General features: G+C 67.7%; 13 protein-coding genes. 4 read left to right on the top strand and 9 right to left on the bottom strand.

From position 1 onward, the window contains the following. Positions 1 to 29: 29 nt before the first annotated feature. The 3 genes from BLW48_RS12845 to BLW48_RS12835 form a co-directional block, all read right to left on the bottom strand. Entirely contained in the window at positions 30 to 797 is a 768-nt protein-coding gene (locus tag BLW48_RS12845; protein WP_093054034.1) for a class II glutamine amidotransferase, read from the bottom strand. 53 nt (positions 798 to 850) lie between these two features. Then, positions 851 to 1990, bottom strand: a complete 1140-nt coding sequence (locus BLW48_RS12840) for an ABC transporter substrate-binding protein (protein WP_093175206.1) — start codon at positions 1988 to 1990, stop codon at positions 851 to 853. Between the two features lie 73 nt (positions 1991 to 2063). Continuing rightward, positions 2064 to 3551, bottom strand: a complete 1488-nt coding sequence (locus BLW48_RS12835; RefSeq protein WP_093175202.1) for a DHA2 family efflux MFS transporter permease subunit — start codon at positions 3549 to 3551, stop codon at positions 2064 to 2066. Between the two features lie 128 nt (positions 3552 to 3679). Between BLW48_RS12835 and BLW48_RS12830 the strand changes: the two genes are divergently transcribed. After that, positions 3680 to 4993, top strand: coding sequence for a zinc-binding metallopeptidase family protein (locus BLW48_RS12830; RefSeq protein ID WP_093175199.1), 1314 nt, complete (start codon positions 3680 to 3682; stop codon positions 4991 to 4993). Here BLW48_RS12830 and BLW48_RS12825 read toward each other — a convergent pair. Genes BLW48_RS12825 through BLW48_RS12810 form a run of 4 tightly spaced genes read right to left on the bottom strand, consistent with a single transcriptional unit; the run spans position 4984 to position 7701 of the window. After that, positions 4984 to 5220 (bottom strand): cysteine-rich CWC family protein, encoded by a 237-nt coding sequence (locus tag BLW48_RS12825; protein WP_093054040.1) that lies wholly within the window; start codon positions 5218 to 5220, stop codon positions 4984 to 4986. The two genes, BLW48_RS12830 and BLW48_RS12825, sit on opposite strands and share 10 nt — an antisense overlap. Continuing rightward, positions 5217 to 6473, bottom strand: a complete 1257-nt coding sequence (locus BLW48_RS12820) for a 6-phosphofructokinase (protein WP_093175197.1) — start codon at positions 6471 to 6473, stop codon at positions 5217 to 5219. Before BLW48_RS12820 ends, BLW48_RS12825 begins: the two co-directional genes overlap by 4 nt. Positions 6474 to 6528: 55 nt before the next feature. After that, positions 6529 to 7344, bottom strand: a complete 816-nt coding sequence (locus tag BLW48_RS12815; protein WP_093175656.1) for an enoyl-CoA hydratase-related protein — start codon at positions 7342 to 7344, stop codon at positions 6529 to 6531. A gap of 33 nt (positions 7345 to 7377) precedes the next feature. Beyond that, complete coding sequence (locus tag BLW48_RS12810; protein ID WP_093054270.1) at positions 7378 to 7701, bottom strand: DUF2917 domain-containing protein; 324 nt, start codon at positions 7699 to 7701, stop codon at positions 7378 to 7380. A gap of 82 nt (positions 7702 to 7783) precedes the next feature. On the opposite strand from BLW48_RS12810, the gene BLW48_RS12805 reads away from it, so the two are divergent. Then, positions 7784 to 8719, top strand: a complete 936-nt coding sequence (locus BLW48_RS12805; protein WP_093175194.1) for a LysR substrate-binding domain-containing protein — start codon at positions 7784 to 7786, stop codon at positions 8717 to 8719. Between the two features lie 7 nt (positions 8720 to 8726). Here the strand turns inward: BLW48_RS12805 and BLW48_RS12800 are convergent, their stop codons facing one another. Further along, on the bottom strand, positions 8727 to 9299 hold the full coding sequence (locus BLW48_RS12800) for a fasciclin domain-containing protein (protein WP_093054272.1): 573 nt from the start codon (positions 9297 to 9299) through the stop codon (positions 8727 to 8729). Positions 9300 to 9689: 390 nt separating this feature from the next. On the opposite strand from BLW48_RS12800, the gene BLW48_RS12795 reads away from it, so the two are divergent. Continuing rightward, positions 9690 to 9917, top strand: coding sequence for a hypothetical protein (locus BLW48_RS12795; RefSeq protein WP_093076983.1), 228 nt, complete (start codon positions 9690 to 9692; stop codon positions 9915 to 9917). Then, positions 9910 to 10689 (top strand): hypothetical protein, encoded by a 780-nt coding sequence (locus BLW48_RS12790; RefSeq protein WP_093175192.1) that lies wholly within the window; start codon positions 9910 to 9912, stop codon positions 10687 to 10689. The genes BLW48_RS12795 and BLW48_RS12790 overlap by 8 nt, the downstream gene beginning before the upstream one ends. Positions 10690 to 10723: 34 nt before the next feature. Here BLW48_RS12790 and BLW48_RS12785 read toward each other — a convergent pair whose 3' ends face one another. Further along, positions 10724 to 11977 (bottom strand): MFS transporter, encoded by a 1254-nt coding sequence (locus tag BLW48_RS12785; RefSeq protein ID WP_093175189.1) that lies wholly within the window; start codon positions 11975 to 11977, stop codon positions 10724 to 10726. Positions 11978 to 12016: the final 39 nt, after the last annotated feature.

Genomic DNA, 12016 nt, shown 5'->3' with positions numbered 1-12016 from the left:
AATGTCAGTCGAAAGACTTCACATCTGCGTCAGAACCCGGATCGCTGCCCGTCCACGAACACATGCAGCTCGCCCGGCGCGAAGGGTGTCCAGGTCTCGTTGGTGGTCAGCGGCGCGGTGACGACCACGGCCACGCGATCATTGGGCGTGGTGTGTTGCGCGAAGTCGATTTCCACGTCTTCGTCCGACAGTTGCGCGGTCACGAAGGGGTGGCGGCGCTCCACGTACCAAAGGTTGGTCGAGGCATGGGCCCACAGCGCCTGTCCGTTGGACAGCATGAAGTTGAAGGTGCCGTGGCTCGCGAGCTGTGGCGCCAGCTCGCGCAGCGTGAGCGTCAGCTCTTCGATGCTCGGCACGCCCGCATGCGACTTGGCCAGCTCCTGCATGATCCAGCAGAAGGCGTGTTCGCTGTCGGTGTTGCCCACCGGATGAAAGTTGCCGTGCAGCCGCGGGCGGAATTCCTTCAGATCGCCGTTGTGGGCGAACACCCAATAGCGCCCCCACAGTTCGCGCACGAACGGGTGGCAGTTCTGCAGGTTGACCTCGCCCTGAGTCGCCTTGCGGATGTGCGCCACGACGTTGCGGCTCTGGATGGGATAGCGCCGGATCAGCTCAGCCACTGGCGATTCGCTCGCCGGCTGGTGGTCGACGAAATGGCGCAGCCCGCGGTCCTCGAAGAACGCGATGCCCCAGCCGTCGGCGTGGTGGTCGGTGCGGCCGCCGCGTTGCGCGAACCCCGTGAAGCTGAAGGTCACGTCGGTCGGCGTGTTGCAGTTCATTCCTAGCAATTGGCACATGGCGCTATTAGAGCGCGAGTGCCGGCCGGCCGTGCGGCGGATCCGCTCGCCGCTCAGCGCACGAAGCGGCCCTCGGGCGTGACGCGCACCATTTCGATGAAGCGCGAGCCGGTGGTGTTGCCGGTCGAGAAATCGATGTCCATGCCGGCCAGGCGGAACTTGAGCGCGCGCAGCGTCGCATGCAGGCGGGCGCGCGTCAGGTCGCGGCCGGTGCGCTTGAGTGCCTCGATCATCACCAGCCCGTTCAGGTAGCCCTCGAAGCTGCCGTAACCCACCGGTACCTGTGCCCGCTCCGCCAGCCGGCGATAGTCGCGCGTCACCGTCTCCACCTCGCCCCAGGGATAGGGCATGACTTGCGAGATCGCGAGGCCGCCCGCCTGCAGGGCCACCACCTTGGCCGTGACTTCGCCCGGCACGATCGACATGCCGTAGAACATCGGCTTGCTGCCGGCGGCGTAGGTGGCCTTGATCACCTCGCCGGCCACGGTGCCGGCCAGGTACATCAGGATGGCCTGCGACTGGCTGTCGGCCAGCGCCTTGCCGGCGGCGGCGGCGTCGGAGCCGTCGCCCTTGGCGACCACCTTGGCCGTCGGCACCAGCTTGTGGGGGACCATGGCCGCCTCGATCAGCTTGACCGCCTCGGCGCCGCCGGGGTTGTCGAGGTGGGCGATCGCGATCTTGTTCACACCGATGGTCGCCAGGTGCTCGACCAGGGCCTGCGCTTCACGGGCGTTGCTGGCGCGCACGAAGTAAGCCGATCCCGCGACGCGTTCGCGCGCGCTGTCGCCCACGCCGTAGCCGCCCACGCTGGGCGCGCCGCTCTGCTGCAGCAGCTTGGCCGCGGCGGCCGTGGTGCCCGAGCCCACGCAGCCGAAGAAGGCGAACACGCGATGGTCGTTCAGCAGCTTGGTGTAGTTCTCTACCGCCTTGTCGGCCTTCAGCTCGTCGTCCAGCGCCACCATCTTGATCTTGCGCCCGTTCACGCCGCCCTGTTCGTTGACGGCATCGAACGCCAGCGCGGCACCGTTGTGCACGACCTTGATCTGCGATCCGAGCGGCCCGCTCAGCACGGCCGAACTGCCGAGCACGATTTCACTGTCGCTCACCCCCGTTTCGGCGGCTTGCGCGGAAGAGAGCTGAGCGAGCCCGGCGGCCGCCACGGCCGTCGAGGCGATAAAACTTCTGCGTTGCATGTAAGACCCATCCCAACTGATTTAACAAATTCTCACAATTAGAGACGATGGGTTCTTTCGTACTACTTGGTGCTTACCCTGACTGTGGCGGGCGGCGCAATTGCCACGCTGCGCAGATGGCCAGCGCGCAAAGGCCGGCGAGCATCGCGAAGACCTCGTCGAAGGCCGCGAGCCGCGCCGGGCTGGTCATCGGGTTGGCGAGCGAATCGCCGTGCGCCGCGAGACGCCACTCCAGCACGATCGCGCACAGGCTCACGCCGGCCGCGCCGCCCAGCATGCGCACGAAGTTGATGGCGCTCGCGCCCTGCGGGATCAGCGGCTTGGCCAGCGGCCGCATCGAGCCCAGGTTGAGCGAAGGCAGGATGAAGCCCAGCCCGATGCGCCCGATGATCGCGAAGGCCACCAGCAGCCACAGCGCGCTGTCGAGCCGCAGCACCATCATCAGCGCGAACGAGGCCGCCAGCAGCACGAGCCCGATCGTCACCAGCACCCAGGTCGGATGCTTGTCGGCCAGCCGGCCCACGCCGGCGATGGTCAGCGCCAGCACGATGCCCGCCGGCAGCAGGATGGTGCCCACGTGCGATGCGGAAAGATGCAGCCCCACCTGCATGTACACCGGCAGCAGGTAGGTCGAGCCGAACAGCGCCGTGCCGTAGATGAAGGCGACCACGCTGCCCATCGCGAACTGCCGGTACTGGAAGAGCGCGAGGTTCATCAGCGGCGTGCCGCCCGAGGCCGCAAGTCGCCGTTGCCACCAAACGAAGATGCCGAACGCCAGCAGCGCACCGGCCAGCAGCAGGCCCGCCTGCAGCGGTGAATCGCCGCGCAGCGCGACCAGCCCGTTCAGCAGGCACAGCGTGCCAACCGTGCCCAGCGCCAGCCCGCGCGCGTCGAGCCCGCTGCCGCGTACCGCGGCCACGCCGCCGGGCGCAGTCTTGGGTACGAACTTGTAGGCCAGCCAGAGCGAGGCCAGGCAGAACGGCACCACCATGAAGAAGATCGAGCGCCAGCCGAACAGGTCGACCAGCACTCCGCCGATGCTCGGCCCGATGGCCGGCGCCAGCACCACGCCCATGCCGAAGATGCCGCTCGCACGCCCCTGCTCGTGCGGCTCGAAGGCGCGCAGGATGATGATGGCCGGAATGGGCTGCACGACCCCCGCCGCCAGCCCTTCGGCCACGCGCGCGAACAGCACCAAGGAGAAGTCGTTGGCCACGCCGCCCACGATGCCGCCCACCAGCAGCAACAGCATCGTGCCCACGTACGTGCGCCGGTAGCCGTAGCGCGACAGCAGCCACGGCGTGGTGAGCATCGACACCGTCATCGCCACCATGAAGCCCGAACTCACCCACTGCGCGCGCTCCTGCCCGAGCGAGAAGTGATGGCTCATGCCCGGAATCGCAACGCTGACGATGGTCGAGGACATGATCGACGCCATCGTCCCCACCATGACCGACAGCAGCAGGTACCAGCGGTAGCGTTCGCCATAGCGCTCGCGCAGCGAGCCGATGGAAGGCGGGGCCGGCGCGATCGCGGCTTCGGAAGTCTGTGGGGAGGTCATGGGGCGGCGGAATGTCTCGGGGTCCGTCGTCCTACAAGCATATCGGTCTTTGCACGGCCGGGACTGCGCGGGGCGGCCGCACAATGCATCCGCTGTCCCCTCCGCGTCAAGAAGATCAAGACAAGAACATGGACTCTTCACCCGACGAACAAGCCAATGCCCAGCAGGCTGCCATCGAGCCCGAAGGCGCGCCTACGCTTGCGGCCGAACTGGCCTCGCCGACCGTCAGCCGCGCCTATCGCTGCCAGTGCGGCCGCCCCGTCTTCCTGCGCAACAGCGAATGCCTGGCCTGCCACACCCCGCTGGGCTACGTGATCGACCGGCTCGGCGTCATGCCGCTCGCACCGGCCGTGGGCGAGGGCGCGCAGCCCGACACCTTCACCGTGTTCGGCGATCCGCACGGCAACACCTACCGCCGCTGTGCGAACCTCATGACGCCGGCCGCCTGCAGCTGGATGGTGCCCGCCGCGCGCGACGGCGAACAACTGCCTCCCGATACCCAGGGCCTTGCGCCGGGCTACTGCCTGGCCTGCAGCGTCACGCGCACCATCCCCGATCTCTCGGTGGAGAGCAACGGAGAACTCTGGCGCAAGCTCGAAACCGCCAAGCGCCGGCTCATCTCGCAGCTGCTCGCGCTCGGCCTGCCCGTGGTGAGCCGCCATGCCGACCCGGTGCACGGGCTGACCTTCGACTTCCTCAGCAACATGCCGGGCGGCCCGCACGTGATGACCGGCCACCAGCACGGCGTGATCACCCTCAACGCCGAGGAGGCCGAAGACGCCGTGCGCGAGCGCATCCGCGCCGAGATGCGCGAGCCCTACCGGACGCTGCTCGGCCACTTCCGCCACGAGATCGGCCACTACTACTGGGACCTGCTGGTGCTGCCCACGCCGTGGATCGACGACTTCCGCGCGCTCTTCGGCGACGATCGCGCCGACTACGCCGCCGCGCTGCAGACGCACTACGAGCAGGGTCCGCCGCCCGACTGGGCCGACCGCTTCGTGAGCAGCTACGCGAGCACCCATCCGTGGGAAGACTGGGCCGAGACCTGGGCCCACTACCTGCACATGGCCGACACAGCAGACACGGCGATGAGCTTCGGCGTCGACGCGACCAACGTCGAGCTCACGAGCGACCTGTTCACCCTCGACGACCTGTGGCAGCCGGAAGATCCCGATGCCGGCAAGTTCCTGGACTTCATCAACGGCTGGGTGCTGCTCACCAATGTGCTCAACGAGCTGTCGCGCAGCATGGGCCAGCCCGATTACTACCCCTTCGTGCTGCCGCGCGCGGCGGTGGGAAAGCTGCAGTTCATTCACCGCGTGATCACGCAGCAGCGGCCGGGTGATGCGCCGACGATGGTGGTGGCTGGCGATGTGGCCGACCCTGCACCCGAGCAGGTGCAATCACAGACGCAATCGCAAAGCTCCGGTCAGCCCTGAGGCGGCGACTCGCCCGTCGCGCAGCGCATGCAGATGCACGCCAGCCCGCGCATGTCTTCCGGCAGGTTCGTGAGCGGCGCCCTGCTGAAGTCGACCTGCATGCACCAGCAGGGTGGCTGCGTTTGCCCCGTCTCTCGTTCGATCTCCATCGCGCAGCGGTTCGGCTCGCCGCACAGCGGACAGCGCGTGGCGTCGATCAGGCCCGGGACTGCCGCCAGAGTGGTCATGCGATCTCGAAGACCGGCAGCTTCTTCGGCACGGCCACGTTCTGCAGCGTCACGTACACCGGCAGCCCGCCGCTGTAGGCCGGGTAGTCCTCGCCCTCGATCAGCGGCAGCAGGTAGCGACGGCACTTCTCGGTAATGCCGTAGCCGTCGTCCGAAATGAAATCGCGCGGCATCGGCTTCTCGACGTTGGCGACGGATTCGAGCGGCGCGCTGCCGATGCGATAGGCATACGGCACGTCGGACGTGCGCTCGATGGTCGGCATCACCGCGTTGCGGCCTTCCAGCGCCAGTTCCACCGCGCGCTGGCCCAGCTCGTAGGCCTGCTTCACGTCGGTCGCCGAGGCGATGTGGCGCGCCGCGCGCTGAAGGTAGTCGGCCACGGCCCAGTGGAACTTGTGGCCCAGCGCTTCCTTGACCATCTGCGCCACCACCGGCGCGGCTCCGCCGAGTTGCGCATGGCCGAAGGCGTCGCGCGTGCCCTGCTCCGCGAGGAAGGTGCCGTCGGGGTGATGGCAGCCTTCGGACACCACCACCGAGCAGTAGCCGTGCTGCTTCACCAGTTCATCGACACGTGCGATGAAGCGTGCCTTGTCGAATTCGATCTCCGGGAACAGCACCACCACCGGAATGCCCTGGTCCGCCGCCAGGCCGCCCGCCGCGGCGATCCAGCCCGCATGCCGGCCCATCACTTCGAGCACGAACACCTTGGTCGACGTGGCTGCCATCGAGCGCACATCGAACGAAGCCTCGATGGTCGACACCGCCACGTACTTCGCGACCGAGCCGAAGCCCGGGCAGCAATCGGTCAGCGGCAGGTCGTTGTCGATGGTCTTGGGTACGTGGATGGCCTGCAGCGCATAGCCCATCGACTGCGACAGCTGGCTCACCTTGAAGCAGGTGTCGGCCGAATCGCCGCCGCCGTTGTAGAAGAAGTAGCCGATGCCGTGCGCCTTGAACACCTCGATCAGCCGCTCGTACTCGCGCCGATTCTTCTCCAGTGACTTGAGCTTGTAGCGGCACGAGCCGAAGGCGCCCGAAGGTGTGCTGCGCAGCGCCGCGATTGCCTCGGCCGATTCGGCGCCGGTGTCGATCAGCTCTTCGGTCAGCGCGCCGATGATGCCGTTGCGCCCGGCGTAGAGCTTGCCGATGCGGTCCGGGTTCCGGCGCGCCGTTTCGATCACGCCGCAGGCCGACGCGTTGATGACCGAGGTGACGCCGCCCGACTGGGCGTAGAAGGCGTTGAGGATGGGCATGCGCGGGATTCTCCCGCAGCCCTAAGGCAGGCGCCAGTGCCGGCGTGTCAGGATGTCAGCGGCTCTCGAAGACGGGCGGCCGCTTCTGCAGGAAAGCACTCACGCCTTCGCGGAAGCTGGGGCGGTCGATCAGCTCGCGCTGGCGCTCGCTCTCGTAGTGCAGCTGCTCCTTCAGCGTGTGGTGCTCGGAGGCCTCGAAGGCTTCGCGCGCTTCGAGCACGGCATGCGCCGGCAGGCGGGCGAGGCGCTGCGCGATGCCCTTGGCTTCTTCCAGCAACTGCTCGTCGTCCACGCAGGCCCAGATCAGCCCCCACTGCACGGCACGCCCCGCGCCCACGCGCTCGTCGAGCAGGGCCATGCCCATTGCACGTGCCCGGCCGGCGCGGCGCGGAATGGCCCACGTGCAGCCGAGGTCGGGCACGATGCCGAGCTTCGGCAAAAAGGGCAGGTAGAAGTAGGCGCTGCGTGCCGCGATGGTCACGTCGGCTGCCAGCGCCAGGCCCACGCCGGCACCGGCCGCAGGGCCATTGACTGCGGCAACTACCGGCACCGGCAAGCTGCGCAGCGTTTCGATCAGCGGGTTGCTGAGTTCCTGCATCCACTCGGCAGTCTGTGTGCCCAGTGACTTGTCTTTGTCGCCCGGCGCCATCGCGCTCAGGTCGGCGCCCACGCAGAAGGCCTTGCCGGCGCCCGTGAGGATCACGGCGCGCACCGAGCGGTCGTCGCGTATGCGTTCCAGCGCATCACGCAGTTCGACCTGCAGGCCGTGCGCGATCGGGTTGAGCTTGGCGGGCAGGTTCAGCGTCAGCGTTGCGATGCCGTCGGCCTGTTCCTGGAGGATGAAGGGTTGTGTCGGTGCGTCGGAGCTCATGGGCATCGATGGTTCGGCGCCCATGGTGCCCGGTCAAGCCGGGGACAACCCGTGGGGCAGAAGTCGCCAAGGCGACCATGCGCGCGAACGTGCGGGCAGCGGCATCGCGGCCGGCTGTGCGTCAGACACCGTGATGCACGACGGCTCCAGCGCCGACACCAGCACGCGCCGGTGGTCGGTGCTCTCGAAGCGGTCGCCGGGCTCCAGCACGATGTCGCGCGTATCGCGGTCGAGCGTGACCCACACCGAGCCGCTGCGGCACTCGATGCCCACGCCCGCGCCGTCGGGCACGGTGAAGACGGAACGTTTCGGCAGGTTGACGTGGAAGCGGGAGGTGTTGGAAGAAGAGGTGCTCATGGCAAGCTCCATTGCATTCGTGATACGAATGAATATAGTGAGCCGACCTCCCCTTTGCACACGGTCATTCGGAACTCGTTGCATGCATCCAGAGAATGCGAAAACCCCAGGCGCCATGAGCGGCGAGCTGCCGCCGCTCGAACTTCTGCGCAGTTTCGAGGCGGCCGCGCGCCGACTGAGCTTCACGCTGGCGGCTGGCGAACTGCACCTGACGCAATCGGCCGTCAGCCGGCAGATCCAGCAGCTCGAAGCCAGCCTCGGCGTGCTGCTGTTCGAGCGCCGCCACCGCGCGTTGGCGCTCACCGAGGCCGGCGGCGTGCTGCAGCGAGCCGTTACCGACAGCCTGGAGCGGCTGCGCGACGCCACGGCGCGCGTGCGTGCGAGTTCGGCGCCGCGCCAGGTGGCGATCACCACCACGCCGGGTTTTGCATCGATCTGGCTCATTCCCAAACTGGCTCGCTTCACCGGCAGCCATCCGCAGGTCGACGTGCGCGTGTCGGCCACGCTCGACGTGCTCGACCTGGAAAGCAGCCGCATCGACCTGGCCGTGCGCTTCGCGCCCATCGGCCGCGGCATCGGACCGGCGCTGTTCGAGGAGTCCGTCATCCCGCTGTGTTCGCCGCAGCTTGCCGCATCGCTGCGCCAGCTCTCGGACTTTTCGAAGCTCACGCTGCTGACCGTGGAATACCCCGACCACAGCGAAGCCCCGACCGCCGACTGGGAGCCTTGGCTCAAGGTGATGGGGCTGGAAGACCTGCGCATGAAGAGCACGCTGCGCTTCACGCAGTACGCCGATGCCGTGGGCGCCGCGGTGGCGGGGCAGGGCGTGGTGATCGGCCGGCTGCCGTTGCTGAGCGAACTGGTGCGCGATGGCCGGCTCGTGGCGCCGCTCGGCGAAGGCGCCGCATCGCACCGCGGCTATTTCATCGAGATGTCGAGGCGCGCCGCGGGTAACCGCGACGCGCAGGACTTCGCGCAGTGGCTGCGCGACGAAGCCGAGGCCGCGCAGCGAAGCTGACCGACGATCAACCCGGCAGCAGCACCTTGTTGACGACGTGGATCACGCCGTTCGACTGGTAGACGTTGGCGATCGTCACCATCGCCGTGCCGCCCTTGGCGTCGGTCACCATCACGTTGCTGCCGCTCATCGTCGCGGTCAGCGTGCCGCCGCTCGCGGTCTTCAGCGTGGCCTTGCCGCCGCCTGCGTTGATGGCGCTCATGAGCGCCGGGCCGTCCATCCTGCCGGGCACCACGTGGTAGGTCAGCACCTTGGTCAGCGTGGGCTTGTTCTCGGGCTTGAGCAGCGTGTCGACAGTGCCGGCCGGCAGCGCGGAGAAGGCCGCGTTGGTCGGTGCGAACACGGTGAACGGGCCGGGGCTCTTCAGCGTGCCGACCAGGTCCGCGGCCTTCACTGCGGCCACCAGCGTTGTGTGGTCCTTCGAATTCACGGCGTTGTCGACGATGTCCTTCGTCGGGTACATCGCGGCGCCGCCGACCATCGGGTTCGTCGACGACATGCCGCCGCTGCTGCCGCCCATGCCGCCCGCGCAAGCGCCGAGCAGGACCGAAACGCCGACTGCAATCATGAGTTTTTTCATTGAAGGCTCCTGAAAAGAATGGTTCTTGAAGTTCTCTGCGGAAACCGCCGGCAGCTCGGAGGCGCGATGCGCTTGAGTCGAATACGGCGCGGCCGCGCAACTGGATTCACGCGTCGGCTTTGCGCCACAACCGCGCGTGCGGCGCTTGCGCATCACGAGCGCGCTCGACAGAATCCGCCCTTCGTTTTTCAGCAACAGTTTCTTTTCACCGCGCCTGGCGACGACCAACCTCCCGGGCGACAAACCAATTCAATGAACCGTTTCCTGAACACCTGACCCGCACACCGACCGCCCCGGCCGGACGTGCATCCACGCATCCGCCGAGGCCCATCGACAAAGGCCCCGCGCAGCCATTCGCCGGGGCTTTTTTGTTTTTTGGAGTGTGTGCACATGAGTGCTCAACGAAAGGCCCGCGACGACGACAAGCGTCTGGGCCGGTTCTATTTTTCGGTGCCGACTGCGGCACCTCGCAATCCAGTGGTGGCCGCGATGGCGCGCGGCGAATCGAGCCAAGGCGCGGGACGTCACCTGCGTACGCACCGCGCGGAGCGGCGTGCGCAGAAGGTGGCGCTGCAGAAGGCTGCGCGCAGCCTGGGCGGGAGGGGCGACGATGCGTGAAGACATGGACAAGGTCATCGTCGAGCGGCCGCGAGGCGGCTGGCGCGTGCAGGGAGATGGGCGCAAGTGGCGCAACAGCAAGGACCGTGGTTCGCACCTGGGCATGAAGCGCGGCCATGCCCACCCGAAGTGGCTCAGCGAAAACCTCGCGCCGCTCAAGCGCTGGTTGCACAAGCAGATACACCGGCCGTGGGACAAGGTGTACGCCGAACTCTGTAGCGGCATTGACCGCCGCAGCACGGTGCAGGCGCACATCTTCGAGCACATCGACGGCTTCGTGGAGCGCAGGGCCGAACTGCGCGACGGCCAGGTGTGGGTGCCTGCCGAGCGGTGGCGGAGCCGCCTTCGCACGCTACTGAGTAAAGCGGCACATGTGGAACTCTTCGTGCATCCGGTCACCGGCATCCTGCTGCCCAACCGGCGCTTGCATGAAGCGCGCAAGGCGCAGAAGCTGGCTTATCGCGCCGCGTGGAGCAGGCCGCCGGCCGGCAGGGCGCCTGTCTTTCATGTGATCGACGAGGTCACGCAATGGCACCGCATCGATGGCTGCTGGTTCGAGGTCACGCTCGCGCCGCTGCCCGAGTTGCGGCGGACGATGCTCGATGTGACGTACTACGACGTGTTGCGCCGCTGCCCGGTCACGCGGCGCGGCGGTTGCGAAAAGCCGGCCTTCGGCTCAGCCGATCATCGGGAGATGTATGGGCGCGATCATGTGTACGCCTCCGCCATGCGCAGACTCAGCCAATGGGAGGTGCGAAAGCGTTTTGGCTGATCGCCGGCCGCGTGCTGATGCTGGCGATCAAGCGCTAGCCAGCTCGCGCCGGCGCCCGCGGCAGCACGAGGAACGCAATCGTGCCCGCGGCCAGCATGCCCGCCACCGTGAGGAACACCGCGCGGTACGGCTCGACCTCATGCGCCACAGCCCACGATGCGGCCACGCCGGTCGTCCACTGCATCAGCGAGACGCCGAGGAACATGGCCATGTTCATCAGCGCCATCGCGCGCCCCGTCATGGCCGCCGGGTAAGCGTTCTTGGTGTACGCGTACTGCAGCACGCTGTAGCCGGACAGCAGGCCATAGACGATCGGCAGGCCGATGTCCACCATGCGCGAATGCGTGAGCGCCATCGCGCCGAACATCAGCGCACCGGCGAACGCGCATCCCATCATCCAGCGCGTGCGCCGCGCGCCGCCCGGGTCCATGCGGCCGAACAGCATCGGGCTGATCATGCCGGCGACGGTCATCACCAGTGCGACGTTGCCGCTGGCCACCAGCGAGAGGCCGTGGCGGTCGTGCAGCACCGGGCCGAGCCACAGGCCTCGCAGCGTGATGAATGCCGCGTACGACACGCAGGCGAAGCACACCAGCCCCAACGTATGGGGCATCGCGAACAGAGGCACCAGTTCGCGCACGGCCTTGCGCAGCGACTGGCGCTCGGCTGGCACGGGCTGCGGGTTCGCGAGTGCAGCTGGCTCGCGCACGCGCCAGAAGATGACCAGCCACGAGAGTACCGCGAATGCGGCCAGCACCGCGTAGCCGGCGCGCCAGGACGCAGCCTCGATCAGCAAGGCCAGCGGCGTGCCGGTGAACAGGATGCCCATGCCGGCCATGCTCATCACCAGCCCCGACATCGCGGTGAAGCGCGAGGCATCGAAATGCCGCGCGATGAACACCGTGCAGGCCAGGAACGCCGGCGCGCAACCGACGCCGATCAGCGCCTGCCCGAGCAGCAGTGCGTGGAAGTTCGGCGCCACCGCGCACAGCGCTGCGCCAGCGACGGCCAGGGGAAAGGCTGTCAGCACCGTGCGGCGCACGCCGAAGATGTCGATCGACACGCCCATCGCGAGCTGCATGATCCCGAAGGCGAAGTGGAAGGTGCCCGCCCACATGCCGAGTTGCTGGGGCGTCAGGCCGAAGTAGCCACTGAGGGGCGTGGCCATCATGGCGCCGACCGTACGGAAGGCCTGGCTCAGTGCGAAAGCCGAGGCCAGTGCCACGAGCATGGCAGCCGCCGAAGTCGACCAGCGCGGCGGGGGCGGCGATACCGCGTTCGTGTTCATCGAAAGGGAAGGATCGGGAAGGAGGGAGAGCGACGAATG

It is taken from the genome of Variovorax sp. YR266, from assembly GCF_900107295.1.
Taxonomy (GTDB): Bacteria; Pseudomonadota; Gammaproteobacteria; order Burkholderiales; family Burkholderiaceae_C; genus Variovorax.
The sequence above is the reverse complement of the archived record's forward strand: the minus strand, read 5'-3'. Positions and strand labels throughout refer to the sequence as shown.

Excerpts from the sequence above, each read along its gene's own strand:
- BLW48_RS12800 (WP_093054272.1), bottom strand. The coding sequence starts at position 9,299 with ATGAAAAAACTCATGATTGCAGTCGGCGTTTCGGTCCTGCTCGGCGCT.
- BLW48_RS12830 (WP_093175199.1), top strand. The coding sequence starts at position 3,680 with ATGGACTCTTCACCCGACGAACAAGCCAATGCCCAGCAGGCTGCCATC.
- BLW48_RS12835 (WP_093175202.1), bottom strand. The coding sequence starts at position 3,551 with ATGACCTCCCCACAGACTTCCGAAGCCGCGATCGCGCCGGCCCCGCCT.
- BLW48_RS12785 (WP_093175189.1), bottom strand. The coding sequence starts at position 11,977 with ATGAACACGAACGCGGTATCGCCGCCCCCGCCGCGCTGGTCGACTTCG.
- BLW48_RS12845 (WP_093054034.1), bottom strand. The coding sequence starts at position 797 with ATGTGCCAATTGCTAGGAATGAACTGCAACACGCCGACCGACGTGACC.
- BLW48_RS12820 (WP_093175197.1), bottom strand. The coding sequence starts at position 6,473 with ATGCCCATCCTCAACGCCTTCTACGCCCAGTCGGGCGGCGTCACCTCG.
- BLW48_RS12815 (WP_093175656.1), bottom strand. The coding sequence starts at position 7,344 with ATGAGCTCCGACGCACCGACACAACCCTTCATCCTCCAGGAACAGGCC.
- BLW48_RS12840 (WP_093175206.1), bottom strand. The coding sequence starts at position 1,990 with ATGCAACGCAGAAGTTTTATCGCCTCGACGGCCGTGGCGGCCGCCGGG.
- BLW48_RS12790 (WP_093175192.1), top strand. The coding sequence starts at position 9,910 with ATGCGTGAAGACATGGACAAGGTCATCGTCGAGCGGCCGCGAGGCGGC.
- BLW48_RS12825 (WP_093054040.1), bottom strand. The coding sequence starts at position 5,220 with ATGACCACTCTGGCGGCAGTCCCGGGCCTGATCGACGCCACGCGCTGT.
- BLW48_RS12805 (WP_093175194.1), top strand. The coding sequence starts at position 7,784 with ATGCATCCAGAGAATGCGAAAACCCCAGGCGCCATGAGCGGCGAGCTG.
- BLW48_RS12795 (WP_093076983.1), top strand. The coding sequence starts at position 9,690 with ATGAGTGCTCAACGAAAGGCCCGCGACGACGACAAGCGTCTGGGCCGG.
- BLW48_RS12810 (WP_093054270.1), bottom strand. The coding sequence starts at position 7,701 with ATGAGCACCTCTTCTTCCAACACCTCCCGCTTCCACGTCAACCTGCCG.